The organism is Caulobacter radicis (genome assembly GCF_003094615.1).
In the GTDB taxonomy this organism is placed as follows: Bacteria; Pseudomonadota; Alphaproteobacteria; order Caulobacterales; family Caulobacteraceae; genus Caulobacter; species Caulobacter radicis.
The window spans coordinates 50,031-74,930 of record NZ_QDKO01000016.1 but is presented as its reverse complement, the minus strand read 5'-3'; the positions used below and the strand labels follow the sequence as shown (position 1 = coordinate 74,930).

The 24,900-nt window shown below is 69.6% G+C and carries 29 protein-coding genes; 18 read left to right on the top strand and 11 right to left on the bottom strand.

What is annotated here, in order from left to right:
- Positions 1-59 precede the first annotated feature (59 nt).
- Positions 60-557, top strand: coding sequence for a motility/cell cycle regulatory protein MopJ (gene mopJ / locus DDF62_RS10090; protein WP_101715230.1), 498 nt, complete (start codon positions 60-62; stop codon positions 555-557).
- A gap of 231 nt (positions 558-788) precedes the next feature.
- Here mopJ and DDF62_RS10085 read toward each other — a convergent pair whose 3' ends face one another.
- The 3 genes from DDF62_RS10085 to DDF62_RS10075 are packed head-to-tail and all read right to left on the bottom strand — an operon-like array spanning position 789 to position 2,862.
- Complete coding sequence (locus DDF62_RS10085; protein WP_116488994.1) at positions 789-1,700, bottom strand: ribokinase; 912 nt, start codon at positions 1,698-1,700, stop codon at positions 789-791.
- 50 nt (positions 1,701-1,750) lie between these two features.
- The gene (gene fliP, locus DDF62_RS10080) at positions 1,751-2,548 is read right to left on the bottom strand and encodes a flagellar type III secretion system pore protein FliP (RefSeq protein WP_425267040.1); all 798 of its coding nucleotides are present in this window, start codon (positions 2,546-2,548) and stop codon (positions 1,751-1,753) included.
- Positions 2,548-2,862 carry a flagellar biosynthetic protein FliO gene (locus tag DDF62_RS10075; protein WP_116488993.1) on the bottom strand — a complete coding sequence of 105 codons (315 nt, stop codon included), beginning with the start codon at positions 2,860-2,862 and terminating at the stop codon, positions 2,548-2,550. Before DDF62_RS10075 ends, fliP begins: the two co-directional genes overlap by 1 nt.
- Before the next feature lie 105 nt (positions 2,863-2,967).
- Here DDF62_RS10075 and flgB point away from each other — a divergent pair, with 105 nt between their 5' ends.
- The 4 genes from flgB to DDF62_RS10055 all read left to right on the top strand — a co-directional run bounded on the left by flgB (position 2,968) and on the right by DDF62_RS10055 (position 4,471).
- Positions 2,968-3,411, top strand: a complete 444-nt coding sequence (gene flgB, locus DDF62_RS10070; protein ID WP_116488992.1) for a flagellar basal body rod protein FlgB — start codon at positions 2,968-2,970, stop codon at positions 3,409-3,411.
- A gap of 11 nt (positions 3,412-3,422) precedes the next feature.
- The gene (gene flgC, locus DDF62_RS10065; RefSeq protein WP_101715199.1) at positions 3,423-3,842 is read left to right on the top strand and encodes a flagellar basal body rod protein FlgC; all 420 of its coding nucleotides are present in this window, start codon (positions 3,423-3,425) and stop codon (positions 3,840-3,842) included.
- A 10-nt stretch (positions 3,843-3,852) separates the two neighbouring features.
- Positions 3,853-4,158, top strand: coding sequence for a flagellar hook-basal body complex protein FliE (fliE, locus tag DDF62_RS10060; protein WP_116488991.1), 306 nt, complete (start codon positions 3,853-3,855; stop codon positions 4,156-4,158).
- Positions 4,159-4,231: 73 nt separating this feature from the next.
- Entirely contained in the window at positions 4,232-4,471 is a 240-nt protein-coding gene (locus DDF62_RS10055; protein WP_116488990.1) for a CsbD family protein, read from the top strand.
- A 346-nt stretch (positions 4,472-4,817) separates the two neighbouring features.
- Here DDF62_RS10055 and DDF62_RS10050 read toward each other — a convergent pair whose 3' ends face one another.
- Complete coding sequence (locus DDF62_RS10050; RefSeq protein WP_244286785.1) at positions 4,818-5,015, bottom strand: hypothetical protein; 198 nt, start codon at positions 5,013-5,015, stop codon at positions 4,818-4,820.
- A gap of 112 nt (positions 5,016-5,127) precedes the next feature.
- On the opposite strand from DDF62_RS10050, the gene DDF62_RS10045 reads away from it, so the two are divergent.
- The 7 genes from DDF62_RS10045 to cckA all read left to right on the top strand — a co-directional run bounded on the left by DDF62_RS10045 (position 5,128) and on the right by cckA (position 13,910).
- Complete coding sequence (locus DDF62_RS10045) at positions 5,128-5,892, top strand: ATP-binding cassette domain-containing protein (RefSeq protein WP_116488988.1); 765 nt, start codon at positions 5,128-5,130, stop codon at positions 5,890-5,892.
- A complete protein-coding gene (locus DDF62_RS10040; RefSeq protein ID WP_116488987.1) occupies positions 5,885-7,429 on the top strand; it encodes a glycine betaine ABC transporter substrate-binding protein in 1,545 nt (514 codons plus the stop codon). Before DDF62_RS10045 ends, DDF62_RS10040 begins: the two co-directional genes overlap by 8 nt.
- 58 nt (positions 7,430-7,487) lie before the next feature.
- Positions 7,488-9,173, top strand: a complete 1,686-nt coding sequence (gene phoY / locus DDF62_RS10035; RefSeq protein ID WP_116488986.1) for an alkaline phosphatase PhoY — start codon at positions 7,488-7,490, stop codon at positions 9,171-9,173.
- A gap of 376 nt (positions 9,174-9,549) precedes the next feature.
- Entirely contained in the window at positions 9,550-9,813 is a 264-nt protein-coding gene (fliQ, locus tag DDF62_RS10030) for a flagellar biosynthesis protein FliQ (protein ID WP_058349392.1), read from the top strand.
- 13 nt (positions 9,814-9,826) lie between these two features.
- The gene (gene fliR / locus DDF62_RS10025) at positions 9,827-10,582 is read left to right on the top strand and encodes a flagellar biosynthetic protein FliR (protein ID WP_101718896.1); all 756 of its coding nucleotides are present in this window, start codon (positions 9,827-9,829) and stop codon (positions 10,580-10,582) included.
- Positions 10,583-10,591: 9 nt separating this feature from the next.
- Positions 10,592-11,674, top strand: a complete 1,083-nt coding sequence (gene flhB / locus DDF62_RS10020; RefSeq protein ID WP_116488985.1) for a flagellar biosynthesis protein FlhB — start codon at positions 10,592-10,594, stop codon at positions 11,672-11,674.
- 172 nt (positions 11,675-11,846) lie between these two features.
- Positions 11,847-13,910, top strand: a complete 2,064-nt coding sequence (gene cckA, locus DDF62_RS10015) for a cell cycle histidine kinase CckA (protein WP_116488984.1) — start codon at positions 11,847-11,849, stop codon at positions 13,908-13,910.
- Positions 13,911-14,148: 238 nt separating this feature from the next.
- Here cckA and DDF62_RS10010 read toward each other — a convergent pair whose 3' ends face one another.
- Complete coding sequence (locus DDF62_RS10010; protein WP_116488983.1) at positions 14,149-14,697, bottom strand: GNAT family N-acetyltransferase; 549 nt, start codon at positions 14,695-14,697, stop codon at positions 14,149-14,151.
- A gap of 72 nt (positions 14,698-14,769) precedes the next feature.
- Here DDF62_RS10010 and DDF62_RS10005 point away from each other — a divergent pair, with 72 nt between their 5' ends.
- On the top strand, positions 14,770-15,150 hold the full coding sequence (locus DDF62_RS10005) for a YybH family protein (RefSeq protein ID WP_116488982.1): 381 nt from the start codon (positions 14,770-14,772) through the stop codon (positions 15,148-15,150).
- 190 nt (positions 15,151-15,340) lie between these two features.
- Here the strand turns inward: DDF62_RS10005 and DDF62_RS10000 are convergent, their stop codons facing one another.
- Positions 15,341-15,559 carry a hypothetical protein gene (locus DDF62_RS10000; protein ID WP_208866846.1) on the bottom strand — a complete coding sequence of 73 codons (219 nt, stop codon included), beginning with the start codon at positions 15,557-15,559 and terminating at the stop codon, positions 15,341-15,343.
- A 382-nt stretch (positions 15,560-15,941) separates the two neighbouring features.
- Here DDF62_RS10000 and DDF62_RS09995 point away from each other — a divergent pair, with 382 nt between their 5' ends.
- Positions 15,942-17,039 (top strand): cell wall hydrolase, encoded by a 1,098-nt coding sequence (locus tag DDF62_RS09995; RefSeq protein WP_116488981.1) that lies wholly within the window; start codon positions 15,942-15,944, stop codon positions 17,037-17,039.
- On the opposite strand, the gene DDF62_RS09990 is transcribed toward DDF62_RS09995, so the two are convergent.
- Together DDF62_RS09990 and DDF62_RS09985 are read right to left on the bottom strand one after the other, a co-directional pair.
- The gene (locus tag DDF62_RS09990) at positions 16,999-17,796 is read right to left on the bottom strand and encodes an SDR family oxidoreductase (RefSeq protein WP_116488980.1); all 798 of its coding nucleotides are present in this window, start codon (positions 17,794-17,796) and stop codon (positions 16,999-17,001) included. The two genes, DDF62_RS09995 and DDF62_RS09990, sit on opposite strands and share 41 nt — an antisense overlap.
- A gap of 78 nt (positions 17,797-17,874) precedes the next feature.
- Complete coding sequence (locus tag DDF62_RS09985) at positions 17,875-18,054, bottom strand: YegP family protein (RefSeq protein WP_116488979.1); 180 nt, start codon at positions 18,052-18,054, stop codon at positions 17,875-17,877.
- Between the two features lie 141 nt (positions 18,055-18,195).
- On the opposite strand from DDF62_RS09985, the gene DDF62_RS09980 reads away from it, so the two are divergent.
- Positions 18,196-18,750, top strand: a complete 555-nt coding sequence (locus DDF62_RS09980) for a DUF1003 domain-containing protein (protein ID WP_116488978.1) — start codon at positions 18,196-18,198, stop codon at positions 18,748-18,750.
- Here DDF62_RS09980 and DDF62_RS09975 read toward each other — a convergent pair.
- Entirely contained in the window at positions 18,747-19,688 is a 942-nt protein-coding gene (locus tag DDF62_RS09975; protein WP_116488977.1) for a GlxA family transcriptional regulator, read from the bottom strand. The two genes, DDF62_RS09980 and DDF62_RS09975, sit on opposite strands and share 4 nt — an antisense overlap.
- Before the next feature lie 97 nt (positions 19,689-19,785).
- Here DDF62_RS09975 and DDF62_RS09970 point away from each other — a divergent pair, with 97 nt between their 5' ends.
- Positions 19,786-20,490, top strand: a complete 705-nt coding sequence (locus DDF62_RS09970) for a DJ-1/PfpI family protein (protein WP_116488976.1) — start codon at positions 19,786-19,788, stop codon at positions 20,488-20,490.
- A gap of 172 nt (positions 20,491-20,662) precedes the next feature.
- Here the strand turns inward: DDF62_RS09970 and ygiD are convergent, their stop codons facing one another.
- Positions 20,663-21,433 (bottom strand): 4,5-DOPA-extradiol-dioxygenase, encoded by a 771-nt coding sequence (gene ygiD, locus DDF62_RS09965; protein ID WP_116488975.1) that lies wholly within the window; start codon positions 21,431-21,433, stop codon positions 20,663-20,665.
- Between the two features lie 127 nt (positions 21,434-21,560).
- Here ygiD and DDF62_RS09960 point away from each other — a divergent pair, with 127 nt between their 5' ends.
- The gene (locus DDF62_RS09960; protein WP_244286784.1) at positions 21,561-22,730 is read left to right on the top strand and encodes an acyltransferase family protein; all 1,170 of its coding nucleotides are present in this window, start codon (positions 21,561-21,563) and stop codon (positions 22,728-22,730) included.
- Between the two features lie 77 nt (positions 22,731-22,807).
- Positions 22,808-24,334: a M20/M25/M40 family metallo-hydrolase gene (locus DDF62_RS09955; RefSeq protein WP_116488973.1), complete on the top strand. Its 1,527-nt coding sequence runs from the start codon at positions 22,808-22,810 to the stop codon at positions 24,332-24,334.
- A gap of 13 nt (positions 24,335-24,347) precedes the next feature.
- Here DDF62_RS09955 and DDF62_RS09950 read toward each other — a convergent pair whose 3' ends face one another.
- Complete coding sequence (locus tag DDF62_RS09950; protein WP_116488972.1) at positions 24,348-24,845, bottom strand: MarR family winged helix-turn-helix transcriptional regulator; 498 nt, start codon at positions 24,843-24,845, stop codon at positions 24,348-24,350.
- Positions 24,846-24,900: the final 55 nt, after the last annotated feature.

Genomic DNA, 24,900 nt, shown 5'->3' with positions numbered 1-24,900 from the left:
GCTTAAGACATAGTGAACGAGCGGTGAATCACCGTGATTCCAAAGGCTTGTTAAGGACTCTGAAGATGTCCGCGCAACTGAGCGCATCCGCGACCGCGGCCCGCGCTCATCAGGAAATGTTCGCATACTGGGCGTCCCTGCGCCGCGGGGCGAACCTGCCTGCGCGTGCTGACCTTCACCCTTCGGGCATCAAGCGCCTGCTGCCGACGGTCAGTCTGATCGATGTCGTGCGCGAGCCGCGCGACTACCGCCTGCGCCTGGCCGGCACGGGCCTCTACGGCGTCTATGGCCGCGAGATCACCGGCAAGGCGCTGAGCGAGGTCTACAACACCGCCGCCGGCGACTACTGGCGCAAGGAGCTGGACAAGGTCGTCGACGAGCGTCGCCCGGGCGTGGGCGTGCACAGCCTGGCCTGGCGCGGCGCGCCGCACGTCTCGATCCTGTGGCTGCGCCTGCCGCTGGCGACCAACGGCAAGGACGTCGACATGATCCTCGGCTACGACGCCATCGTCGGCGCCCAGGCCGAGGGCGGCTTCAGCGGCATCCGCGCGGCCTGACGGGCGGCGTCCAAAAACTCCTGTCATTCCCGCCCTTGTGGCGGGAACCCCTCTGGGCGGACTTTCGCGCTGTCCGAGATCCCTCTCTCTTAAAGAGAGGGGTTCGAAGCACGCCTCCCACTCCCATAAACGGCGTCAAATCCGTCCGCTTATGGGCGGGTTGGCGGTAGCGATGGATGTCGCCGCCACAAGGGCGGGAATGACGGGCAACTGAAGGGGGGAGGCGAGGCCTCACCCCTCGAGGAATACCTCGACCTCGCGCTTGCTGGGCATCGACGGGGCCGCGCCCGGCTTCTGCACCGACAGGGCGGCCGCCGCGTTGGCCTGCTCGACGGCCTCGCGCAGGTCGAGATTGGCGGCCAGACCGGCGGCGAGAGCGCCGCAGAAGCAGTCGCCGGCGCCGACGGTGTCCACCGCCTTGACCTTGCGGCCCTCGACCAGGAAGGCCTCGTCGCGGCGCACGGCGGCCACGCCGGTCTTGCCTAGGGTGACGATGATCGTCTGGTCGGGGCGGCTCATCAGCTTGCGGGCGGCCTTGGAGACCTCCTCCAGCTTGGCCGGCTCGTGGTCGAGGCGGGCGTAGGTCGCCAGCTCGGTCTGGTTCAGGATCAGAATGTCGGTCAGCGGGAACAGGGCCGCGCCCTGGGGTAGGGCGGGTGCGGCGTTCAGCACCCGCAGGCCGCCCTTGGCCGCGCCGGCCTTGAACAGCGCCTCGATGGCGCCGGCCGGGGTTTCCAGCTGAGCCAGCAGCACGCGCTGGCCTTCCAGCGCCGTGGCCGCCACCTGCTGGGGCGTGATCATCATGTTGGCGCCGCCGGTGACGACGATCATGTTCTCGCCGCCCGACGACACCCAGACGTGGGCCTGGCCCGTGGGGGCGCCCGACAGTTCGGCCACGTCGGCCACCTGCACGCCGTAGCCGGCCAGCTTGCCCTTCAGGCTGACGCCGCTGTCGTCCTTGCCGACCGCGCCCATCAGGCGGGTGGGCGCGCCCATGCGGGCGGCGGCGACGGCCTGGTTGGCGCCCTTGCCGCCGAGGAACAGCTCCAGCGACAGGCCGGCCACCGTCTCGCCCGGCCGCGGCAGGTCGTCGACCCGCGCCACGGCGTCCAGATTGATCGAGCCCAGTACGAAAACGCCCATCGGTCTTGGTCTTCTGTTGTTCTAGTTATTCTGTTCGGTGTCGTCGGATCTTACCCGCCGCCGGTCCCGCGCTGGAAGCTTTCCACCAGGCTGCCGCAGACGAGTCGCCATCCATCCACTAGCACGAAGAAGATCAGCTTGAACGGCAGGCTGACCGTCGCCGGCGGCAGCATCATCATGCCCATGCTCATCAGCACGCTGGCGACGACCAGGTCGATGACCAGGAACGGAATGAACAGCAGGAAGCCGATCTCGAAGGCGCGCTTCAGTTCCGAGATCATGAAGGCCGGGGTCACCACCTTCAGCGGGGTTTCCTGGGCGGTCTTCGGCTTCTCGATCTTCGAAAGGCGGATGAACAAGGCCAGGTCGTCCTCGTCCACCTGGCGCAGCATGAAGGTCTTCACCGGCTGGCCGGCGGCCTCGAACGCCTGCGGCAGCTCCATCTGCTTGTCGAGCAGGGGCTTTACGCCCGCGTCGTAGGACTGCTCGAAGGTCGGGCCCATGACGATGGCCGTCAGGAACAGCGCCAGGCTGATGATCACCGGGTTGGGCGGGCTCTGCTGCACGCCGATCGCCGTGCGCAGCAAGCCCAGCACCACGACGATGCGCACGAACGAGGTCGTCATGATCACGATCGACGGCGCCAGCGACAGCACCGTCAGCAGGCCGACCAGCTGGACGACCCGCTCGGTCAGGCCCGCGCCCGTGCCCAGATCGACATTGACGGCCGACTGGGCCATGGCCAGCGACGGGCCCAGCGTGGTCGCCAGGCCCGCCAGCATGGCGATGACGGCGGCGCGGCGCAGTTCCTGCGGCGTGGCGCCGGTGAGGGTCTTTAGCAGGCGCATCAGGCCACGGGCTCCGGCTGGGTCGTGACGGGGGCGGGGGAAGGCGAGGGGGCTCCGGCGGGAACCCAGTCCAGCAGTCGGCCGTCGCCCAGCAGCACCAGGCGCTCTTCGCCGTCCAGCCGGCACAGCACCAGGCGGCGGGCGGGGTCCAGAACCAGCGTCTCGACAACCTGCAGCCGCCGCTCGCGGCGCTTGGAGACGATGCGGTTCAGGGCCTCGGGGCCGAACTTGCGCAGGGCCACGGCGGCCAGGCCGATCAGGCCCAGGGTGACGGCCAGCGCCGCGACGGCGCGGATCAGAAGAAAGACGTCCATGCGCGGACAGGATTCCACAGGAAAGAGGCGCGGCGAGGCGCCGCATCCCTGGTGTGCCTCACTGTCCTTAATGCGTGATTAACCCTGTTTCTTCACCATGCTCGCATGGGTCCGGACGACATCCCTCTTTTCTCGATGCTGAAGAGCCGGCTCGGTTATCTGACCGAGCGGCAGAAGGTGGTCGCCCAGAACGTCGCCAACGGCGACACCCCCGGCTATCAGCCGCGGGACCTCAAGGCTTTCTCCTTCCAGGCCTCGCTCGACGCTCAGGCGAGCAGCGGCGGGACCAGCAGCGGCCTGGCCACGATGGGCCGCCCGCTGCAGATGCTGACCACCAGCGCCGGCCACATCGCGCCGTCCAAGCCCGCCAGCCTGTGGCGTTCGCCCCAGGGCCCCGACAGCGAGACCACCCTCGACGGCAACTCCGTGACGCTCGAGGACCAGATGCTCAAGATGACCGATGCGCGCATGAACTACGACGCGGCGGTCTCCTTCTACCAACGCTCCATGTCGATGCTGCGCACCGCCGCGCGTCGCCCCAACGGCTAGAGGACGCATAGATGGCTGAGATCCGATCCCAGTCGGCGGCGGCGATGGCCGTGGCGGCCAGCGCGCTCAAGGCCCAGCAGGGCCGCATGCGCATCATCGCCGAGAACATCGCCAACGCCAATTCGACGGCCCGCACGGCCGGCGGCGACCCCTATCGCCGCCAGGTGCCGGTGTTCCGTCCGGCCAAGGTCGAGGGCGCCGAAGGCGTGGCCATGGCCCGCGTCGAGGGCGACCAGAAGGACTTCAAGACCGAGTACGACCCCGGCAACCCGGCGGCCGACGCCAAGGGCTACGTCAAGCTGCCCAACGTCGACACCCTGGTCGAGGCGCTCGACATGAAGGAGGCGCAGCGCGCCTACGAGGCCAACCTCAACGTCATCGAGACCGCGCGCAGCATGCAGTCGCGCACGCTCGACATCCTCAAGAAGTAAGGGCTAGGCGATGATCACCGCCCTGGCCGCCTCCAAGGCCTACGCCGCCGCCGGCTCCACGCCGCTGTCGCTCGGCAAGAGCGTCGGCGAGTCCCAGAAGATGGACTTCGGCGACATGCTGAAGTCGGCGATGACCGATACGGTCCAGGCCTCGCGCCAGGCCGAGCACAAGATCGCCCAGCAGGCGGCCGGCAAGGCCGAGCTGATCGACGTCGTCACCGCCATCTCGTCGGCCGAAGCCAGCCTCGAGACCGTGATCTCGATCCGCGACCAGGTGATTTCGGCCTATCAAGAGATCATGCGGATGTCGATCTGACGGCCTGGCCGTCGATGGATCGAACCTAAAGCTTGGAAGACGCGTTGAGAGTTCGAACAAGGAGCTCCACCGCATGACCTTCACGCGTCCTCTCTCCCTCGTCGCCATCGCCGCCGCCGCGCTCGCCCTGACCGCCTGCGGCGACAAGGATTCCGGCCACGCCCAGAAGACCGAAGGCGAGATCAAGTCCACCGTCGGCGACATCACCGGCGACAAGGACCTGCAGAAGGAAGGCAAGAAGGACGAGGTGGTCGGCGGCGTGAAGTCGGCCGGCGAAGACCTGAAAGCGGCGGCCAAAGACGCCAAGGACTGATAGAAATTCCTCTCCCACGAAATCCCGCTCTCTTTGAGAGAGGGTGGGGCCCGCGCCGCAGGCGTGGGAGGGTGAGAGGTTACAATCTCTCCGAACGAAGCTCAGCCAGAACCGCTCAAAACCCCATCGTCATCCCGGAAAGCGCGCAGCGTTCATCCGGGACCCAGGGGACTGGGCGCGATGGCAAGGTTCGCTGTCGTCAAGGCATCGTCGGCGGCCCCTGGCTCCAGGCTTTTCGCGCTACGCGCTGCGGCCGGGATGACGACTTGATGGGCGAGCGGGGATCTAACGGCGAGCGGTGAAACCTCTCACCCTCCCACCGCTTCGCGGCGGGCCCCTCCCTCTCTCAAAGAGAGAGGGGCGGCAGTAATCCCGCCACGTCCACGCCCCGCAGGGCGGCCACGACGCCGGCCCAGACGGCCAGGTTCAGCAGCACCATCAGGGCCACCGCCCAGCGCAGTCGGCGCTGCACGGCCTTGCGGCGCTTGCGGGCCTTGAAGCCTCCCGTCGGGGAGGGCGCGGTCAGGGTTGCGGCCATCGTCATGCTCCACGCCAGCCAGAACTACCCCCGTTAACCACCATTAACGCGTCTGATTTGGCTTGGTGCAAGCGGGACGGCTTGTCGCAGCGCCCGGCAGCGGGAAAGGTGAGCGCGCATGACACCAGCCATCGCCCTCGAACAGGTCGGCAAGACGCATGACGGCGCCGTCGCGCTGAAGGACGTCGACCTGTCGATCCCGCCGGGCCAGTTCGTGGCCCTGATCGGCGGCTCCGGGGCGGGCAAGACCACGCTGCTCAAGACCATCAACGCCCTGGCGCCGCCCACGTCCGGCGTCGTCAGGATCGACGGCCAGCCCGTGAACGCCCTCGACGGCTCGGTCCTGCGCCGGCGCATCGGCTACGTCTTCCAGGAGATCGGCCTCTTTCCGCACATGAGCGTGGCCGAGAACATCGGCGTCGCGCCGAGCCTGCTGGGCTGGAAGAAGGACGAGATCGCCGCCCGCGTCGACGAACTGCTCGACCTCGTCGACCTGCCGCGCGCGGTCGCCGAGCGCCGTCCCGCCGCGCTGTCGGGCGGCCAGCGCCAGCGGGTGGGCGTGGCCCGGGCCCTGGCCGCTCGCCCCGCGATCCTCTTGATGGACGAGCCTTTCGGCGCGCTGGACCCGATCACCCGGCAGGCGCTGGGCGACGACGTCCGCCGCCTGCACGATGCCTTGGAGCTTACCACGGTGATGGTCACACACGACGTGGCCGAGGCCCTGCTGCTGGCCGACCGCGTCGTGGTGCTCGACCAGGGCCGGATCATCGCCGACGCCGCGCCGCGCGATCTGATGGCTGGCCATGACGACCCGCGCGTCGAGGCGCTGATGGCCGCGCCGCGCCGTCAGGCCGAACGGGTGAGGGCGCTGCTGGATGGCTGAACTACTCGCCCTGCTGCCGCAGCGCCTGGCCTGGCACGCGGCCCTGTCGGCCGCCGCCCTGGCGCTGGGCCTGGCTGTGGCCCTGCCGCTGGGCTTCGCCGCCGCGCGCCGACCGGGGCTGCGCTGGATCGCCCTGGCGGTCACGGGCCTCGTCCAGACCATCCCGAGCCTGGCCCTACTGGCGCTGTTCTATCCGCTGCTGCTGCTGCTCTCGAACCTGGCGAAGGCCAGCCTTGGCTTCGGCTTTCCGGCGCTGGGCTTCCTGCCGGCCCTGCTGGCCCTCTCGCTCTACGCCATGCTGCCGATCCTGCGGAACACCGCCGCGGGCCTGGCCGGCGTCGACCCGGCCGTGACCGAGGCGGCGAGGGGCGTGGGCATGACCCCGCGACAGAGTCTGGTGAAGGTCGAACTGCCCCTGGCCGCGCCGGTGATCCTGGCCGGCGTGCGCACCGCCGCCGTCTGGACCATCGGCGGCGCGACCCTGGCCACCCCGGTCGGCCAGACCTCGCTGGGCGACTACATCTTCTCGGGCCTCCAGACCGAGGCCTGGGACATGGTGCTGGTCGGCTGCGCGGCCTCGGCGGCCCTGGCCCTGGTCGTCGACCAGTTGCTGGGGCTGGTCGGACGCGGTCTGGAGCAGCGCCGGCCCGTCCTCTGGGGCGGCGCCCTGGCCGCGCTGGGCCTTGGCCTCGCAGCCGCCCTGGCCCCGCTGGCGGTTCCGGCCCTGACGCCGCGCCCCCAGGCCTATGTGATCGGGGCCAAGAACTTCTCCGAGCAGTACGTGCTGGCCGAGCTGATGGCGCAGCGGCTGGAAGGGCGGGGCGCGCGCGTCGAGCGGCGCATCAACCTCGGCTCGGCCGTGGCCTACCGCGCGCTGGCCGCCGGCGAGATCGACGCCTATGTCGACTACACCGGCACCCTGTGGGCCAACGTCCTGCACCGCACCGACAATCCCGGCCGCCAGGCGGTGCTCGACACGCTGAAGACCGAGCTTTCCCGCCGCGACGGCGTGGTCCTGGCCGCGCCGCTGGGCTTCGAGAACGCCTACGCCTTCGCCATGAAGCGCGAGCGGGCGAAAGCGCTGGGCGTGAGCAGCCTGGCCGATCTTTCCGCCAAGGCGCCGAACCTGGTCATGGGCGGCGACCTGGAGTTCTTCTCGCGGCCCGAATGGGCGGCGGTCGAGAAGGCCTATGGCCTGAAGTTCAAGACCCGCCGCCAGTTTCAGCCCACCTTCATGTACCGCGCCCTGGCCTCGGGCGAGGCCGACGTCATCTCGGCCTTCTCCAGCGACGGCCGGATCGCCGCCGACGACCTGGTGGTGCTGGAGGATCCGAAAGGCGCGCTGCCGCCCTACGACGCGGTGCTGCTGGTCTCGCCCAGGCGGGCCGAAGACGAAAGCTTGAAGGCGCTGGCCGCTTCCCTGTCGGGCAAGCTGACCGTCGACGCCATGCGCCGGGCCAACTACGCCGTCGATCGCGACACCGCCAAGCAGTCGCCCGCCGCGGCCGCGCGCGAACTGGGCGTCGCGGCTCGGTGAACTTCGTCTGCTGAAGCTTTGTTTGCGGCCGCCCGGTCGTTGGGGCAGGTTGCGCGCCATGAGCAAGCTTACCTTCCCGTTTGGCCCCAAGACGGCGCTGTCGGCGCTGGCCGGCGTCGCCCTTTTCGCTTCCGCGCCCGCACAGGCGGCCGACCAGGTGAAGCCCAACCCCAAGCTGGTCGTGGTGATCTCGATCGACCAGTTCAGCGCCAACCTGTTCGAACAGTGGCGCGGCCAATGGAAGGGCGGCCTGGGCAAGCTCGGCCGCGAGGGCGTGACCTATCCCAACGGCTACCAGTCGCACGGCATGACCGAGACCTGCCCGGGCCATTCCAGCCTGCTCACCGGCGCCTACCCCAACCGCACCGGCATCGTCGGCAACAACTGGTACGACGCCACGACCGGCAAGAAGTCCTACTGCCTGCTCGACGAGTCGGTGACCCTGGCCGCGCCGTCCGAGCAGGACCCGGTCAGCCCCAGGAACCTGATGGTCCCCACCTATGGCGAATGGCTGAAGGCCGTCTCGCCCAAGAGCCGCGTCTATGGCGTGTCGGGCAAGGACCGCGGCGCGATCACCATGGCCGGCCACGATCCGGACGGCGCCTTCTGGTACCAGGCGGGCTTTGGCTTCACGACCTACGTCAAGCCGGGCGAGGACGCCGCGACCAGGCTTGCGCCGGTGGCGGCGCTGAACGCGCGCCTGGCCGCCGAGCAGAAGAAGAAGCCCTTCGTCTGGACCTACGAGAACAAGGCCTGCGCCGCCCTCGAAAAGACCTGGACCACCGGCGAGCGCACCTGGGACGCCAAGTTGCCGCGTCCGCTGCCGACCAATGACGCCGAGACCCTGCGCGACCTGTCGGCCAGCCCCTATACCGACGCCGTGACCCTGGAAGCCGCCGCCGCCCTGCGCGACGAGTTCGGCCTGGGCGACGGCCCGCAGGTCGACGTGCTGACCGTCAGCCTGTCGGCCACCGACTTCATCGGCCACCGCTACGGCACCCGCGGTCCGGAGATGTGCGACCACCTCAGCCGCCTGGACGCGCGCCTGGACACCTTCCTGTCGCGCATCGGCAAGGCCAAGGGCGAGGTGCTGGTGGTGCTGAGCGCCGACCACGGCGGTTCGGACTTCCCCGAGCGCCTGCATGACGAAGGCTACGACGTCTCGCGCATCGCCACCTCGGCCTGGCTGAAGGGCCTGAACCAGCAGCTGCGCACGGACCTGTCGCTGGACTATGATCCGCTGGTCGCTCCGGGCGGCATCGACACCCTGGTGATCGTCGGCGCCGACAAGAAGACCCCGCCCGCGACTGAGCGCGCACGCATCGCCTCGGCCGCCCTGGCCCTGGTCCGTTCGCGCGGCGAAGTGGCCGAGGCCTACGAGATCAACGACCTCCTGACCACGCCGCCCGTGGCCAAGGGCACGTCGCCCGACACCATCAGCGTCAAGGAGCGCCTGCGCCGCAGCGCCTATCCGGGCCGTTCGGGCGACATCCTAGTGGCCTTCAAGCCGAACCTGGTGCCGGCCACCGCCAGCAACACCTATGTCGCCACCCACGGCACGCCCTGGGACTACGACCGCCGCGTGCCGATCCTGTTCTGGTGGAAGAGCGCGCAACCGCGCGAGCGCATCCTGCCGATCGAGACCGTCGACATCGCCCCGACCATCGCCGCCGTCACCGGCGTGCCGATCCCCAAGGCGATCGACGGCCGCTGCCGCCCGCTGGGCGCGGGCCACGACTGCTGAGGCTTTTGTCGACTGTCGTTGGGAAGAGGGGCGCGGATTTCGATCCGCGCCCTTTTTCGTTCAATGGCGCAGCAGAAGGGCGATCAGGTCCGCCCCCAGCGCGATCGCGGCCCAGCCCACGGCCAGGCCGACGAAGGGATGACGCTGCCACCAATGCCAATTCGAATCCGTATGCATGACACTTTCCCGACTGATTGGTGAAGCTTGCATGTCGCGGGATAGTTTCGCCAGCAACTAAAGCGGGGCGCCGCTGCGTCACCTCTGCGGCGCGGTGACGCAGGCGCGGTGTTAACAGTCCCTAACTCCCTGTTAACCATGTCGGGCGCAGGGTGGCGGTCACACCAAACCGACCAGAGCGTACGCAGAAAGCCCGTTCATGACCGGAGCCGAAGTCCTAGACGTGGGTCGCGACGCGATCTGGCTGACCCTTCAGCTGTGCGCGCCCGTGCTGATCGTCGGCCTGGTGGTCGGCGTCGCCATCGGCCTGTTCCAGGCCCTGACCCAGATCCAGGAAGCCACCCTGGTCTATGCGCCCAAGATCGTGGCCATCTTCATCTCGCTGCTGCTGTTCCTGCCGCTGATGGGCGCGCTGATGTCTGGCTTCATGCGCCAGATCGCCGCCCGCATCGCGGCGATGTAGGGAAGGGCGGGGCGTGGACAGCTTCGCGACGACCGCCCAGGTCTATGTCGCCGGTCTGGTCTTCGCCCGGATCGGGGCCATGGTCATGCTGATGCCGGGCATCGGCGAGCAGGCCGTGCCGCCGCGCATTCGCCTGGCCTTCGCCCTGCTGATCGCCGTCGTCCTGACCCCGGTGGTTGCCAAGACCGTCGGCCCGCTGCCCACCACCCTGGGCGGCCTGGCCGGCCAGGTGATCCATGAGATCCTCATCGGCCTGATGATCGGCGCGGTCTTGAAGCTGTTCATGAGCGCCCTGACCACGGCCGGCGAGATCGTCTCGCTGCAGACCACCCTGTCCTTCGCCCAGACCACCAACCCGTCCGGCGCGCCGTCGAGCACGGCGGTGGCCACCTTCCTGTCGATGCTGGGCCTGACCCTGGTCATGGCCACCGACCTGCATCACCTGTTCATCGGCGCGATGGCCAGGTCCTACGAGCTTTTCCCGTTCACCAAGAGCGTGCCGGTCAACGACGCCGCCGCCCTGGCCGTCCGCACCGTGGCGCAGAGCTTCATGCTCGGCGTCCAGCTGGCCGCGCCGGTGATCGTGTTCTCGATCGTCTTCAATCTGGCGACCGGCCTGGTGGGCCGGGTCATGCCCTCGTTCCAGATCTTCTTCGTCACCTCGCCGCTCAGCGTGATCCTGGGCCTTTCGCTGCTGGCCCTGTCCCTGGGCGGCATCGCCATGGTGTGGAGCGATCGCTATCGCGATCTGCTCGGCGTCTTCAACTAGGAGCGCGCCGTGGCTGACGATACGGACCAGGAATCGAAGACAGAAGATCCGTCGGCCAAGAAACTGGCGGACGCCCGGAAGAAGGGCGACGTTCCCAAAAGTCAGGACTTCTCGCAGCTGGCTTCGCTGGCCGGCGCGTTCGGCGTCATCGCCATCGCCGGCGGCTGGCTGGCCCGCGACATGGCCCAGGCGCTCGTGCCGTTCATCGCCCAGGCCGGCCAGATGGACGTCCAGGGCGGCGCCAACCTGATCGCCCGCAAGGTGCTGATGGCGGCCCTGCCGCCGCTGGTGCTGGTGATGGTGGTCTCGGGCCTGATGGGCGCGGCCGCCAACATCGCCCAGTCGGGCTTTCTGTTCTCGGCCGAGAAGATGAAGCCCGACCTCAACAAGCTGGACCCGATGAAGGGCCTGGGCCGGATCTTCGGGCCCGACGGCCTGATGCAGTTCGCCAAGTCGGCCCTGAAGTTCCTGGTCACCGGCGTCATCGCCTGGTTCGTGCTCAAGCCCGACGCCGACATGGTGATCGGACTGGTGGGCATGGACCCGGCCGCCATGCTCCCGCTGGCCGTCGACCTCTGCAAGAAGCTGTTCTGGGCCGTGCTGATCTTCCTGGTCGTCACCGCCGGCTTCGACTGGTTCTGGCAGCGCCTGCGCTTCAACAGGCGCATGCGGATGACCCTGAAAGAGGTCAAGGACGAGCACAAGGACAGCGACGGCGACCCGCACATCAAGGCCAAGCGCCGCCAGATCCAGATGCAGCGCTCGCGCCAGCGGATGATGCAGGTCGTGCCCCAGGCCACCGTGGTCGTCATGAACCCGACCCACTACGCCGTGGCGCTGAAGTACGAGCAGGGCGAGACCCCCGCGCCGATCTGCGTGGCCAAGGGTCTCGACGAGCTCGCCCTGAAGATCCGCGCCGTGGCCGAGGAGGCCGGCGTCCACGTGCTGGAAGACCCGCCCCTGGCCCGGGCGCTCTACGCCGCCGTCGAGATCGACCAGCAGATCCCCGCCGAGCACTTCGAGGCCGTCGCCAAGGTCATCGGCTTCGTGCTCAGCAACAAGCAGTCCAAGCGTCGCGCCTGGGCCGATTGACGGTGAACGGATCGTTCCGCGGCCTGGTACGGAACCGCCGGGAAATCACATTTCCGCCGTAGAATCAGTGGTCTGCTTGATAAACGCGCTCTAGCGCCGCGTAAGGAGTATCCTTACCGGACGAATCGTCGGGGCCTTCACCCGACCAGGTTGCAGAAGGATTTCGGTCGGCATGGCCGAGACGCCCGGAAAAGACATGACGGCGACCCGCCGCCGCGCCGACCCCCTGATCTGGGGCGCGGCCGTTTTCTTCGTCCTCGCCGCCGGCTTCGCCACGGCTCCGGCCCTGCGCGCCGGTCCGGCCACCCTGGCGGGCCTGCTGCTGCTGGCCGGAGTCGCGGGCGTGGCCATCCTGGGCCTGGTGGCCATCCGCGCCTCGGCCGCGCATGACAACGGCGTCGACGTCGTCGACAGCTTCATCGACGCGCTGGGCGAACCGGCGGCCCTGACCGCCGCCGACGGCCGCATCCTGGCCGCCAACCAGGCCTGGCGCGACACCCTGGGCGAGGCCCGCCGCCTGCCCAAGGACGCCTCGCTATTCTCGGCCCTGGTCCGCGCCCGAAAGGGCGAGGCCGCGGAAGGCCTGATCGCGGTCGCCGGCCAGGACCGTCCCGCCCTGGCCGCCCGCGTGGCCGGCGGCCGCCTGCTGGTCCGCCTGCCGGCCGTCGCCGAGCCGATCGCCGCCCCGCTGCCGCCGACCGCGCCGGTCGTCGCCCAGGCCGCCCCGCCGCCGCGCGCGCTGGACGCCTTCTCCGGCGCCTCGCCGTTCGGCGCCGCCCTGCTGGAGGGGCTGGACCCCTTCAACTCGCCGGTCCTCGAGGCCAATCCGGCCCTCTCGGCCATGACGGGCGCCGTGCGCGCCGGCATGGCGCTGGGCGAGCTGATCGATCCGCCCTCGCGCGCCGAGGCCGAGACGCGCCTGGCCGAAGGCAAGGCCGGCCCGTTCGAGGTGCGCCTGGCCCGCGATCCTTCGCGCATCGCCCACCTCTATCTCTACCGCGCCGACGGGCGACTGGTGGCCTATCTGATCGACGTGTCCGAGCAGAAGCAGATGGAGCTGCAGCTGGCCCAGGCCCAGAAGATGCAGGCCATCGGCCAGCTGGCCGGCGGCGTGGCCCACGACTTCAACAACCTGCTCACCGCCATCCAGCTGCGCCTGGACGAACTGCTGCACCGCCATCCGGTCGGCGACCCGTCCTACGAAGGCCTCAACGAGATCCGCCAGACCGGCGTGCGCGCCGCCGACCTGGTGCGCAAGCTGCTGGCCTTCTCGCGCAAGCAGACCGTCCAGCGCGAGGTGCTTGAACTGGGCGAGCTGATCTCGGAGTTTGAGGTCCTGCTGCGCCGCCTGCTGCGCGAAGACGTCAAGCTGATCACCGACTATGGCCGTGACCTGCCGCAGGTGCGCGCCGACAAGAGCCAGCTCGAGACGGCGGTCATGAACCTGGCCGTCAACGCCCGCGACGCCGTGCGCGCCGCCAAGGGCGGCGGCGTCGTGCGCATCCGCACCGCCCGCCTCAACGAGGACGAGGCCAGGAGCCTGGGCTTCCCCGGCGCCGAAGGCGACCAGGCCTTCATCGAGGTCAGCGACGACGGCCCCGGCATCCCGCCCGAGGTGATGGGCAAGATCTTCGACCCGTTCTTCACCACCAAGCCGGTGGGCGAGGGCACGGGCCTGGGCCTTGCCACCGTCTACGGCATCGTCAAGCAGAGCGACGGCTGGATCCACGTCCACAGCCGTCCGGGCGAGGGCGCGGCCTTCCGCATCTTCCTGCCCGTGCACGAACCGACCCCGGCCCAGGCCGCCGCGGCGGCCGTGGCGGTTGCCGAACCGCCCAAGCCCCGCGCCGCCCGCGATCTGTCGGGCGCCGGCCGCATCCTGTTCGTCGAGGACGAGGACGCGGTGCGCGGCGTCGCCGCCCGCCTGCTGCGCGCCCGCGGCTACGAGGTGCTCGAGGCCAGCGACGGCGAGGAGGCCCTGATCATCGCCGAGGAGAACGCCGGCAAGATCGACCTCCTGATCAGCGACGTGATCATGCCCGGCATCGACGGCCCGACCTTGCTCAAGAAGGCGCGCGGCTACCTGGGAACCGCGCCGGTGATGTTCATCTCCGGCTATGCCGAGGCCGAGTTCAGCGACCTGCTGGAAGGCGAGACCGGCGTGACCTTCCTGCCCAAGCCGATCGACATCAAGACCCTGGCCGAACGGGTCAAGCAGCAGCTCCAGGCGGCCTAGAGGCTGTCCTCTCCGTAAAATCCCAGCGAAAGCGGGGATCCAGGCTTTCCGCATCCCCATGACCGTCATCCCGGAAAGCGCGTAGCGCTTATCCGGGACCCAGGGGGCTGGGCTCGGCGGATTGATTGAGCGTCCAGGCGGTGGCCAACGCATTGCGGCGACCCCCGGGTCCCGGCTCTGCGCTACGCTTCGGCCGGGATGACGACCCTTGATGGCGCTTGAGAACCGCGAGCCCTGATCACCCCCGCCGCAGCAGCACCGTCGGGCTTTCCTTGTAGGTGGTGCGCGCCTGTTCGACGAAGCCCGTCTTGGCCGCCAGCGCCAGCGAGGCGGCGTTGTCGGGGTGGATGATGCAGACCACCGGATCCCGGCCCCACCGGCGCTCGCCCCAGGCCAGGCCCGCGCTCACCGCCTCGGTCCCGAAGCCCTGGCCGTGCGACCAGCCGGCCAGCACCCAGCCCATCTCCGGCACGCCCTCGAACGACGGCTCGATGTCGCGGTGGAAGTCGGCGAAGCCCACCTCGCCGACATATCGCCCCGTCGCCGTCTCGCGCACCGCCCAATAGCCGTAGCCGAGCAGGGCCCACAGGCCCCGGGCCCGCAGCAGCCGCGCCCAGCTTTCCTCGCGGGTCGAGGCGCGGCCGCCGACATAGCGATAGACCTCCGGCTCGCACCACATGGCCACGCTGTCGTCGAAGTCAGAGATCTCCGGAGGGCTCAGGGTCAAGCGCGGCGTCGTCAGGACGGGCAGGGCGGCGGCGCGGGCGGCGAGGTCGTCGAGCGGCATCGGGGTCCGGGTTTGCTGAGGGGCGACGGCGCAGCCTATATCGACCTGCATAAAGAAGGGACCCGTCAGTTCATGATCGCGCCGCAGGACGCCGTCGCCGCCCGTCGCAAGCTCACCAACCGGCTGATCGCCGGGAAGGACGCGGGACGTCTCGTTCCCTTCTTCACGACCGACGCCAAGGTCATCGCCGGCGACGGCTCGCTGCTGCTGGGCCGCGACCAGATCATCGAGGCCTTCGCCGGTCAGTTCGCCGACCGCGACTTCGTCTCCTACGTCCGCACCAGCGACCTGATCGAGGTCGACGCCGACGGCGTCCGCGCGGCGGAAAGCGGCCGCTGGGTCGGAACCTGGAAAGGCGAGGGCGCGACCCAGAGCGGAACCTACCTGGCCACCTGGCGCAAGCTCGCCGGCCAATGGGTCATCGAGAACGAGCTGTTCGTGACGCTGGTCTAGAAATCCTCCCCCTTTGGGGGAGGTGGCCCGGAGGGCCGGAGGGGGGCGTTTTCAGCTTGCGAGGCGTCGGCTGGTTTCCCAACTCCCCCCACCGATCGCTGACGCGATCGCCTCCCCCTGTGGGGGAGGTTCGTAGATCCAAAGACCCTCCCCCTTCAGGGGGAGGGTCTTGGCGCATGAGGCCCGGGGCCTACCGCCGCTTCTTCGAGCGCGGCGACGGCTTGGAGGTCTTGTCCACCACCGCACCCGCGCCCGCGCCGACCACGGCGCCGAACGGTCCGGCCACGACCGCGCCGGCGATGGCCCCGGTGGCCGCCCGCTGTTCCATGTTATGGCCGCAGGCCGTGGTCAGGGCGGCCAGGGCGAGGACGGGGGCCAGGCGCGGGACGGACGGCGAGAGGCGGGGCATGGCGGGTCTCCAAGGCGTCGGCGCGAGGCCGATGAAACTGCAGCGGTTAACGGCGAAGCTTGATCGAGGTTCCGAACAGGCCGCGCGGGCTGCCAAAAACCGCGCTGCTGCGGCGTTTTGGCGCCCGTCCAGGTTTTTCCTGTGAATCAAAGTGTTAACGGTATCGGTCGCCGAAAAGGCGGGCAGAATCCATGCTGCGGTGCAGCAGGCGCTTGCGACTCGGTCATAGTTCGGTCATAAGGCGAGGCATAAGCAGGATCTCGACCTTATTGCGAATGGTCGAACCTCCGCTGCCAGACCGGCCCGATAGTGCTTTTTCCGGGTGTCTTGGGAGCGTTTTTGTCGGGGGGCCGGTGCGCCCTCGTCGCGCAGGACGCAAGTTTTGAATATCAAGTCGCAGACGTGCGCTGACGCGCGCGGGCTGATCGGCGCCGTATTGGTCGGGTCCGTCACGGGCCTGGCGCTTGGCGGCGTCTATCTGGCGGGGGGCATGGCCCAGACCGCCGCTCAGCACGCTCGGGTTACGCGCCTGGCCGACAGCGCCGCGGGGAGCTACTCCGAAGCGGCGCTGCATCAGGCCGCGTCGCGCATGGACGCCGGGGCGCTCGCCATCGCCCGCCGCCATGACCCCTACACCGTCGCCGGCGACGCCCAGCGCGACCGTCAGGCCTCGCTGCTCGCCTCCCGTCTAGAGAGCGGCGACGACAAGGCCGCGGACAAGCCGCTCCTGCTGCGCGCCAGCCTCGGCGGTTCGTTCAATCCGGCCGCCGCGCCGTTCCACCTCGCCAACGCCCTCGAAAGCTCGCGCGAACTCGAGTGCCTGGCCCAGGCCGTCTACTACGAAGCCCGGGGCGAGACCTCCAGCGGCCAGGCCGCGGTGGCTCAAGTCGTATTAAACCGCGTACGCCACCCTTCGTTCCCCAAGTCGATCTGCGGCGTGGTGTTCCAGGGCGCCTCGGCCCGCACCGGCTGCCAGTTCAGCTTCGCCTGCGACGGCTCGATGCGCGCCGGTCGCGAACGCGCCGCCTGGACCCGGGCCCGCAAGGTCGCCTCGCGCGCCCTGGCCGGCACGGTGATGTCCGAGGTCGGCTCGGCCACCCATTTCCACACCACCGGCGTCGCGCCGAACTGGGGTCCACGCCTGATGCGCGTCGCCCAGGTCGGCATGCACGTGTTCTACCGCTTCGGCGGTCGCGCCGGCGCACCGGGCGCCTTCACCGACAAGCCGCGTCCCTCGACGGTCGACGACCTGCCCAACGCGCCCGTCCTCACCTCCCTGCCGCAGGCCCCCAGCGCCGACGGCAAGCCGATGATCTACGTCGCCAGCGCCATGGCGATCGCCAAGGAAGGCGGCATGGGCGGTCCCGAGAAGGTCGGTCCCGAGCCGGCCTCGGCCCCGGCCATGCATCCGGCCAAGGCCGCCGACAAGGGCGATGCGGTCAAGCCGTCTTCAGTGATCGCGACCGGAGCTGGTTCCTGAGGAACCCGGGGGCCAGGCGGGCCATGAAGCGCATCTGCCTGGCCCGCTTGCCCACCAGATAATAGAGCTCGCGGCCGTGGGCCGCGCGCCACACCGTTTCGGCGGCCTCGTCGACGCCGTAGACGGGCAGTCCGCTCTTGCGCAGTTCCTCGCCCATGTCGGCGTTCTTGCCCGGCTGCGAGTTGCGCAGGATCGGCGTCTCGACGAACCAGGGCATGACGCAGGCCACGCTGACGCCGAAGGCCGCGAACTCGGCGTCCAGCGCTTCGGACAGGCCCCGCACCGCGAACTTGGTCGCCGAATAGACCGCCAGGCCCGGCGAGCCGTAGATCCCGGCGCACGAGGCCATGTTCACCAGCCGCGAGCCGGGCGTGGCCTTCAGGAAGGGTAGGGCGGCCCGCGCGCCGTTCAGCACGCCGTGCACATTGACCGCCAGCATCAGGTCGTCGCCCTGCGGGTCGCTTTCCGAGAAGGGGCCGAAGCGCGCGACCCCGGCGTTGTTGAACAGCACGTCCAGCCGGCCGCCGGCGGCCTGGGTGAAGGCGGAAAGGGCGGGCGTCCAGGCCTCGCGATCGCGCACGTCCAGGGGATGGATGGAGCCGTTGGCGGGGCCGATGTCGGCCAGGGCGCTGGAAAGCCCGGCCTCGTCGATGTCCGAAAGGCCGACGAACCAGCCTTCCGCCGCGAAGCGCTTGGCGCTGGCCAGGCCGATGCCGCTGGCCGCGCCGGTGATGAAGATGGCCTTGCGAGCCGACATGTCCGCCTCCCCGTCGTTATCGTTGATTATCGCCGATCAGACAGCGACCGACGGGGAGGGGTCAAGTTCACGCGTGCGTCAGTCGGTCTGGTCGTCGACCTCGGCGTCCGGGCCGTTCTTCTTGATCGAGTCGATGGCGTTCTTGGCCGACGCCTTCGAGGCGTAGCCTTCGGTCCAGAAGATGCTCTCGCCGTTGTAGGTGAAGTAGGCGACGAACTCGCCAGCCTTGTTCTTCTTGATCAGGAACTTGTGGGCCATCTGGTGCTCCCGGGATGATGACTTGTCGTTGGTCGACGAGCCGACGTAGCGACCCTCGCGCCCCTGACGCGACCCTGTCAACCGCGTTGCGGTGAAGCCCGACGCACGGAATGATGGAGAGGCACCAAGCCGGACGGACCCATGAGCGCGGACAAACTCGACCACCTTTCGCGCACCCTGCTGGGCGAGGCCTATGCCGAGCTTTCCGCCGTCAAGCGCAGCGTCATCGACCTGATCGCCGCCGAGGCGCCGACGGGGCTCGCGCCGGGCCTGGCCGAGAAGGAAGGCAGCTTCTGGGAGCGGCTGGCCGACCGTGTGGCGGCGATCGGCGGCTCCTGGGGCTTCATCGGCGGCTTCTCGGCGGTGCTGGCGGCCTGGGTGATCCTGAACCTCGCCCTGATGCCGTTCCACAAGGCCTTCGACCCCTATCCCTTCATCTTCCTGAACCTGGTGCTCTCGACCCTGGCGGCGATCCAGGCTCCGATCATAATGATGAGCCAGAACCGCCAGGCCACGAAGGACCGCGAGGCGGCCGAGCACGACTACGTCGTCAACCTGCGCGCCGAGCTTGAGATCATGCGCCTGCACGACAAGCTTGACGCCCTGCGGATGGCCGAACTGTCCGAGCTTGCCCGCGCCAACACCGTCTGCCTCGACGAGTTGCGCGCCGAGGTGAAGGCCCTGCGGGGCGCTTAGCCCGCCTTCGCCGCCCGGCGCAGCGCCTGGGGCGGCTGGCCGTAGACGCGGATGAAGGCCCGGCGCATGCGCTCGGAATCGCCGAAGCCGGCCTCCAGGGCGATGTCCTCCACCTGCAGCGGGGCGCTGTCGAGCAGGGTGCGGGCGGCCTCGACCCGCAGGCGCTCGATGGCCTTGGCCGGGGTCGAGCCGGTCTCGGCGGCGAACAGCCGGGCGAAGTTGCGCGGGCTCATGGCCGCCCGCTCGGCCAGGTCCTCCACGGAAAGGGAGAGGGCCAGGTTCTCGCGCGCCCAGGCCAGCAGGGCGTCGAAGCGCCCGCCTTTCAGCTCCAGCAGGGCCGAGAACTGCGACTGGCCGCCTGGCCGGCGGTGATAGACCACCAACTGCTGGGCCGTGCGCTTGGCGATCGCCTCGCCCAGGTCCGCGCCGATCATCGCCAGGGCCAGGTCGATGCCGGCGGTGATGCCGGCCGAGCTCCAGATCGGGCCGTCCTGCACCCAGATCCGGTCGGCCTCCAGCCGCACGTTCGGGAAGCGCTTCTGGAAGTCCTTGGTGCGACTCCAGTGGGTGGTCGCGCGCTTGCCTTCCAGCAGGCCCGCCGCCGCCAGCACGTAGGTTCCCGAGCAGACGCTGGCCGTCCGCCGCGCCGCGCGGGCGCTCCCGCGCACATAGTCGAGGGTCGCTTCGCAGGTGGAGGGCGCACGGACGCCGTCGCCGCCGGAGACCAGCAAGGTGTCGAAGGTCGGGGCCTTGTCGAAGGCGACCGTGTCGAAGGCCGCGCCAGAGCTGCTGGCCGTCCAGCCGCCGTCGCGCGACACCACCGTCAGGCCGTAGGCGCCCGGATCGAACCGGGCGGCGATCTCGAAGGCCGAGATCGGTCCGGCGGCGTCCAGAAGCTGGAAGCCGGGATAGACCAGCATGCCGATCGCGCGAGGCATGGCATTCCCTCGAATGGTGGCGGAAATCGAGGGATCTCCGTCATTTCCGCCGCACGCTATCTGGGAGAGCATCGGTCGTCAAACGAGGAGCCCGACCATGGCCGACCCGATCCGCATCGTCTTCGCCCTGTTTCCGGGCGTGACCCATCTCGATTTCACCGGTCCGCACCAAATCCTGGCGCGCCTGCCGGGGGCTCAGATCACCGTCGCCAGCCTGGCCGGCGGCGAGATCGAGGCCGATGGCCTGATCTTCGCCCATCTGGCGCGGCTCGACCAGATCGAGGCGTGCGACATCCTCTGCATTCCCGGCGGCTTCGGCACGACGCAGGCCATGGGCGATCCGGCCTTCCTCGCCGAGATCAAGCGGCTGGCCTGGAGCGCGCGCTACGTCACCAGCGTCTGCACCGGTTCGCTGGTGCTGGCGGCGGCCGGACTGCTGGAGGGCAAGCGCGCGGCCTGCCACTGGGCCTGGCGCGAGCAGTTGGCGCTGTTCGGCGCGATCCCCGACGAGGCCCGCGTGGTCCGCGACGGCCGCTTCGTCACCGGCGGCGGGGTCACGGCCGGCGTCGACTTCGCCCTGACCCTGGTCGCCGAGATCGCCGGGCCAGCCGTCGCCCAGGCCATCCAGCTGGCCGTGGAGTACGCGCCCGACCCGCCGTTCCAGTCGGGGCGGCCCGAGCTGGCCCCGCCCGAGATCCTGGCCCGGGTGCGCCGCATCTATGACAACGGCATGGACGAGCGCCGAGCCGCGGCCGTGGCGGCGGCGGCGAGGTTGGGGAAGGGGGCGCTGGAGAGGGCTTGAGAACGGCGTCTCCATGCTCCCGTCATTCCCGCCCTTGTTGCGGGAAACCCTCGTTCCGCTCGCAGGGGCATGCAAGCGGCGTGCTGAGCACGCCGCCCCTCCCGCACCTGCGGCTGACAGAGAGGTTCCCGCCACATGGGCGGGAATGACGGGAACTTGGGAGGGGCTTTGGCTACCCCACCTGCACGCCCGTCATCGAGATCGCCGCGAACACGTCGTCGGCGAAGAACGACACCGACTCGCCGGGCTGCTGCGCGCCCAGCACGTAGAGCAGCGGCAGGTAGTGTTCGGCGCTGTTGATCGACAGCGCCGCGTCCGGGCCCAGGCTCTCCCAGTCGATCAGCGGCTGGTGGTCGCCGGCCGCGATCAGGGCCTTGGCGCGCTCGTTGAAGCGCGGCGCCCAGTCGGGGGTCTCGCCGGTGCGGAAGTTCACGGCCCGCAGATTGTGGACGATGTCGCCGCTGCCGATGATCAGCACGCCCTCGTCGCGCAGGGCCGCCAGCCTGCGGCCGGCCTCGTAGTGCCAGGCGTTGGGTTGGCCGCGGTCGATGCTCAGCTGCACCACCGGCACGTCGGCGTCGGGATACATCGGCAGCAGCACGCTCCAGGCGCCGTGGTCGAGGCCGCGGGTCGGGTGCTGCACCGTGCGCTGCGGGGCCAGCAGGTCGGCGGCGCGCTGAGCCAGGGCCGGATCGCCCGGGGCGTTGTAGCGAACGTCGAACAGCGCCTGCGGGAAGCCGCCGAAATCATGGATAGTCTCGGGACGCTCGGCGGCGCTCAGCGCGGTGCCGCCCATGGTCTCCCAATGGGCGCTGACCATCAGCACGGCCTTGGGGCGCGGCAGGTCGCGGCCCAGCTGCGCCCAGACGCGGCTCCAGGCGTTGTCCTCGATGGCGTTCATCGGCGAGCCGTGGCCGATGAAGAGGACGGGCATGCGGGTCATGGCGGCGATATCCGAATAGAAACTTGTGCAGTTACAGATGGGCGCTCGCGCCTCGGTGGTCAAGCATGGCCCAGCGCGACCTTCCGCCGCTTCCCCCGGGGGCTCGGCTTTGTTAAGGCCTCCCCTCGTGAGCACGTCCCAGTCATCCTCGGAGTCGGCCGCGTCCCCGTCGGGATCCGCCGTCCCGGTCGCGTCACCCGTCGGCCATTCGTCCCGTCCGGCCACCCGTGGCGGCGCCCTGGACCTGCTGCGCCTGCTGGCCGCCCTGCTGATCGTGGTCTACCACTTCGGCGCCGAGAGCCCGCTGCGGATCGAGCGCTTCCACCCGGTGTTCGCGCGCGGCTATCTGGCCACCGACTTCTTCCTGATGCTTTCGGGCTATGTGCTTGGCCGCGCCTACGGGCCGTCGGCCATCTCCGGCCGCATCACCCACTTCCAGTTCTGGCTGCGCCGCGCCGCCCGCGTCTGGCCCGGGCACCTGATGGTGCTGGCCGCCATGGCCGGCCTCGTCTTCGCCCTGAACCTGGTCGGCACCGACGCCCACAAGCCCTCGCGCTTCGCCTGGGATCAGCTGCCGCTTCAGGCCATGCTGATGCACGCCTGGGGCTTCAACAGCGACGGCTGGAACCTGCCCAGCTGGTCGCTGTCGGCGCTGATCGTCTGCTACGCCCTGTTCCCCTGGTTCTGGCGCGCCGCCAGCGCCACGCGCCGGCCCTGGCTGCCCATCGCCCTGGCCGCCGTCGTCGTGGTGCTGTTCGACATTGCTGCCCGCAGCACCAAAGGCTTCGGTTTCGCCGAGGTCCCGATCGGCCTGTCCGACCTGCCGCTGCGCATCGGCGTGCTGCGCGCGATCCCGCTGTTCCTGCTGGGCCTGTGCCTGGCGCGGGCGGTCGAGCTGTCCTGGCCGAGCGAGAAGGCCGCCAAGGTCCTGCTGACGCTGGGCTGCGCCGGCCTGGTCATATTGCAGATGATCGGCCGCTTCGACCTGCCCAGCCTGACCTGCCTGGCCGCCATCATCCTCGGCGCCGGACGCCTGCCGGTGAAGCATCCCAAGGCCTGGATCGAGGAGGGCGCCAAGCTGTCCTTCGCCCTGTTCATCACCCACATCCTCGTGGGCGTGATCTACTGGAGCGCCGTTCACAAGCTGATCGACACCGTGCCGATCGGCATCGGCTGGCAGTGGCTGATGTGGCTGGCCGGCTTCCCGCTGGCCATCGGCGCGGCCTGGCTGTTCCACACCTATGTCGACCAGCCGGTGCAGGACCGCATCATGCCCTGGGTGCGCGGCCGGGGCTGAAGCGCGCGTCGGGCGTCTTGCTCCCCGGTGAGTCGTAGCCTCCTATCCTCTCCACGCAGAGTTTCGTGGGGAAGACGATGTCCGATGCTCCGAGCCGCCGCGCGCTGATGACCGGCGCGGCCGCCGCCACCCTGCTGGCCCCCGGCCTGGCCGCCGCCAAGCCGTCCGCGCGCGAGGCCGACATGGCCGCGATCCGCAAGGCCGCCGAGGCCGGCTACGACGCCTCGGTCAAGCGCATCCAGGACTGGATCGCCCTGCCGTCGATCGCCGCCGAGAACCGCGACATGGACAAGGGGGCCGACTACATGGCGGCCCTGGCCAGCGACGCCGGCTTCACCAACGTCGAGAAGATCCCAACCGACGGCGCGCCGGGCGTGTTTGGCGTGCTCGACGTCGGCGCCAGGCGCTGGCTGGCGATCTACTTCATGTACGACGTCAAGCAGTACGATCCGGCCGAGTGGAGCTCGCCGCCGCTTGAAGCGCGCATCGTCGACAAGCCCGGCTTCGGCAAGGTCATCGTCGGGCGCGGCGCGGTGAACCAGAAGGGCCCGCAGGCCTCGCTGCTGGCCGCGCTGCACGCGATCCGCGCCGCCGGCAAGAAGCCGCCGGTGAACCTCGTCCTGGTCTGCGAGGGCGAGGAAGAAATCGGCAGCCCGCACTTCCGCCAGATCGTCACCCGGCCCAACGTGCTGGCCGCGCTCAAGAAGTGCGAGGGCGTGATCATCCCGGCCGGCTGGCAGAGCCCCAGCAACGGCGGCGTCAGCGTCAACCTGGGCGCCAAGGGCGTCGTCGAGTTCGAACTGGTCGCCAGCGGCGAGAAGTGGGGCAGGGGTCCCAAGACCGACATCCATTCCAGCGAGAAGGCCCGCGTCGACAGTCCCTCCTGGCGGCTGGTCCAGGCCCTGACCACCCTGGTCACGCCCGACGGCAACACGCCCGCCGTCGACGGCTATTTCGAGAAGGTCCGGCCGCTGACCGCCCGCGAGAAGGAGCTGATCTCGCTGGCCGCCCAGCGCATGACCGAGGCCGACGCCAAGAAGGCGCTCGGCGTCGACCGCTGGATCGACGACCTGCCGTGGGAGAAGGCGCTGGAGCGCCTGGCCTCGCAGCCGACGATCAACATCGAGGGCCTCGTCTCGGGCTATACCGGTCCTGGCGGCAAGACCGTGCTGCCCGGCCGCGCCGTGGCCAAGATCGACCTGCGCCTGGTGCCGAACATGACCATGGACGACGCCGTGGCCAAGATCCGCGCCCACCTCGACAAGCGAGGCTTCAACGACGTCGAGATCAAGGTCAGCGGCGGCTACGACCCGACCGAGACGCCGGAGGACAGCCGCCTGATCCGCGCCCAGCTGGCCAGCTACAAGCGCCTGGGCGCGCCGGCGACGCTCTATCCGCGCCTGGCCGGTTCATGGCCGGGCACGGTGTTCACCTCGCCGCCGGTCAGCCTGCCGGCGGGCCAGTTCGGCCTTGGCCACGGCAGCGGCGCCCATGCGCCCAACGAGTATTACGTTATCGACAGCAGCAATCCGAAGGTCCAGGGCCTAGTCGGCGGCGCGATGAGCTATGTCGACCTGATGTACGAGATCGCCGAGGCCAGGTGAGGGAGCTCCCAGGCTAGTCGAGCCTGGCCCTGACCCGGTCGTAGAGCGAGGTCCCCGCCAGCGCCGCTTCCAGGCGCTCGATCGCGGCCAGGGCGTTGGCCGCCTCGTCATTCAGCTCGATGGCGGCCGCGTTCAGGGCGGCCCACAGCGGCGCCAGGCGAGCCGCCAGGTCGCGGCCCTTCGGTGTCAGGCGCAGTCGGCGCAGGCGGGCGTTCCTGGCGTCGATCTCCCAGGCTATCAGGCCGGCCTTGGCCAGGCCGTCGCGGATCTGGCTGATCGAGGCGTGGCTGACGCCGAGCGCCGCCGACAGGTCGCCGACCGACAGCGCGTCCTGGCGGCTCAGCAACTGGACGACCCCGTACCAGCGCTGTTCGAACGCTTCCCCGCTTTCCTGGTAGAGCCGGGCGGCGTCACGGTCGATCCGCTCGGACAGCCGGCGCAGGCGCGCGCCTATGGCGGCCGCGCCGCTGCCTTTGCTGAAGTCGGAGGGAGGTGGGAGCGGCTCGGTCATTGACTCTCGTCGTAACTAGTTACAACGGTTTCGCGCAAGCGATTTCGGGGCAGGG

What these genes read in the sequence shown, in the direction of transcription:
- DDF62_RS10005 (WP_116488982.1), top strand. Translation starts at nt 14,770, where the DNA reads ATGATCGCGCCGCAGGACGCCGTCGCCGCCCGTCGCAAGCTCACCAAC.
- DDF62_RS10000 (WP_208866846.1), bottom strand. Translation starts at nt 15,559, where the DNA reads ATGCCCCGCCTCTCGCCGTCCGTCCCGCGCCTGGCCCCCGTCCTCGCC.
- DDF62_RS10075 (WP_116488993.1), bottom strand. Translation starts at nt 2,862, where the DNA reads ATGGACGTCTTTCTTCTGATCCGCGCCGTCGCGGCGCTGGCCGTCACC.
- DDF62_RS10010 (WP_116488983.1), bottom strand. Translation starts at nt 14,697, where the DNA reads ATGCCGCTCGACGACCTCGCCGCCCGCGCCGCCGCCCTGCCCGTCCTG.
- DDF62_RS09990 (WP_116488980.1), bottom strand. Translation starts at nt 17,796, where the DNA reads ATGTCGGCTCGCAAGGCCATCTTCATCACCGGCGCGGCCAGCGGCATC.
- ygiD (WP_116488975.1), bottom strand. Translation starts at nt 21,433, where the DNA reads ATGACCCGCATGCCCGTCCTCTTCATCGGCCACGGCTCGCCGATGAAC.
- fliE (WP_116488991.1), top strand. Translation starts at nt 3,853, where the DNA reads ATGATCACCGCCCTGGCCGCCTCCAAGGCCTACGCCGCCGCCGGCTCC.
- DDF62_RS09985 (WP_116488979.1), bottom strand. Translation starts at nt 18,054, where the DNA reads ATGGCCCACAAGTTCCTGATCAAGAAGAACAAGGCTGGCGAGTTCGTC.
- cckA (WP_116488984.1), top strand. Translation starts at nt 11,847, where the DNA reads ATGGCCGAGACGCCCGGAAAAGACATGACGGCGACCCGCCGCCGCGCC.
- DDF62_RS10040 (WP_116488987.1), top strand. Translation starts at nt 5,885, where the DNA reads ATGGCTGAACTACTCGCCCTGCTGCCGCAGCGCCTGGCCTGGCACGCG.
- flgC (WP_101715199.1), top strand. Translation starts at nt 3,423, where the DNA reads ATGGCTGAGATCCGATCCCAGTCGGCGGCGGCGATGGCCGTGGCGGCC.
- phoY (WP_116488986.1), top strand. Translation starts at nt 7,488, where the DNA reads ATGAGCAAGCTTACCTTCCCGTTTGGCCCCAAGACGGCGCTGTCGGCG.
- DDF62_RS10085 (WP_116488994.1), bottom strand. Translation starts at nt 1,700, where the DNA reads ATGGGCGTTTTCGTACTGGGCTCGATCAATCTGGACGCCGTGGCGCGG.
- DDF62_RS09955 (WP_116488973.1), top strand. Translation starts at nt 22,808, where the DNA reads ATGTCCGATGCTCCGAGCCGCCGCGCGCTGATGACCGGCGCGGCCGCC.
- DDF62_RS10050 (WP_244286785.1), bottom strand. Translation starts at nt 5,015, where the DNA reads ATGACGATGGCCGCAACCCTGACCGCGCCCTCCCCGACGGGAGGCTTC.
- fliP (WP_425267040.1), bottom strand. Translation starts at nt 2,548, where the DNA reads ATGCGCCTGCTAAAGACCCTCACCGGCGCCACGCCGCAGGAACTGCGC.
- DDF62_RS09980 (WP_116488978.1), top strand. Translation starts at nt 18,196, where the DNA reads ATGAGCGCGGACAAACTCGACCACCTTTCGCGCACCCTGCTGGGCGAG.
- DDF62_RS10055 (WP_116488990.1), top strand. Translation starts at nt 4,232, where the DNA reads ATGACCTTCACGCGTCCTCTCTCCCTCGTCGCCATCGCCGCCGCCGCG.
- DDF62_RS09975 (WP_116488977.1), bottom strand. Translation starts at nt 19,688, where the DNA reads ATGCCTCGCGCGATCGGCATGCTGGTCTATCCCGGCTTCCAGCTTCTG.
- DDF62_RS10045 (WP_116488988.1), top strand. Translation starts at nt 5,128, where the DNA reads ATGACACCAGCCATCGCCCTCGAACAGGTCGGCAAGACGCATGACGGC.
- fliQ (WP_058349392.1), top strand. Translation starts at nt 9,550, where the DNA reads ATGACCGGAGCCGAAGTCCTAGACGTGGGTCGCGACGCGATCTGGCTG.
- DDF62_RS09950 (WP_116488972.1), bottom strand. Translation starts at nt 24,845, where the DNA reads ATGACCGAGCCGCTCCCACCTCCCTCCGACTTCAGCAAAGGCAGCGGC.
- flgB (WP_116488992.1), top strand. Translation starts at nt 2,968, where the DNA reads ATGGGTCCGGACGACATCCCTCTTTTCTCGATGCTGAAGAGCCGGCTC.
- DDF62_RS09970 (WP_116488976.1), top strand. Translation starts at nt 19,786, where the DNA reads ATGGCCGACCCGATCCGCATCGTCTTCGCCCTGTTTCCGGGCGTGACC.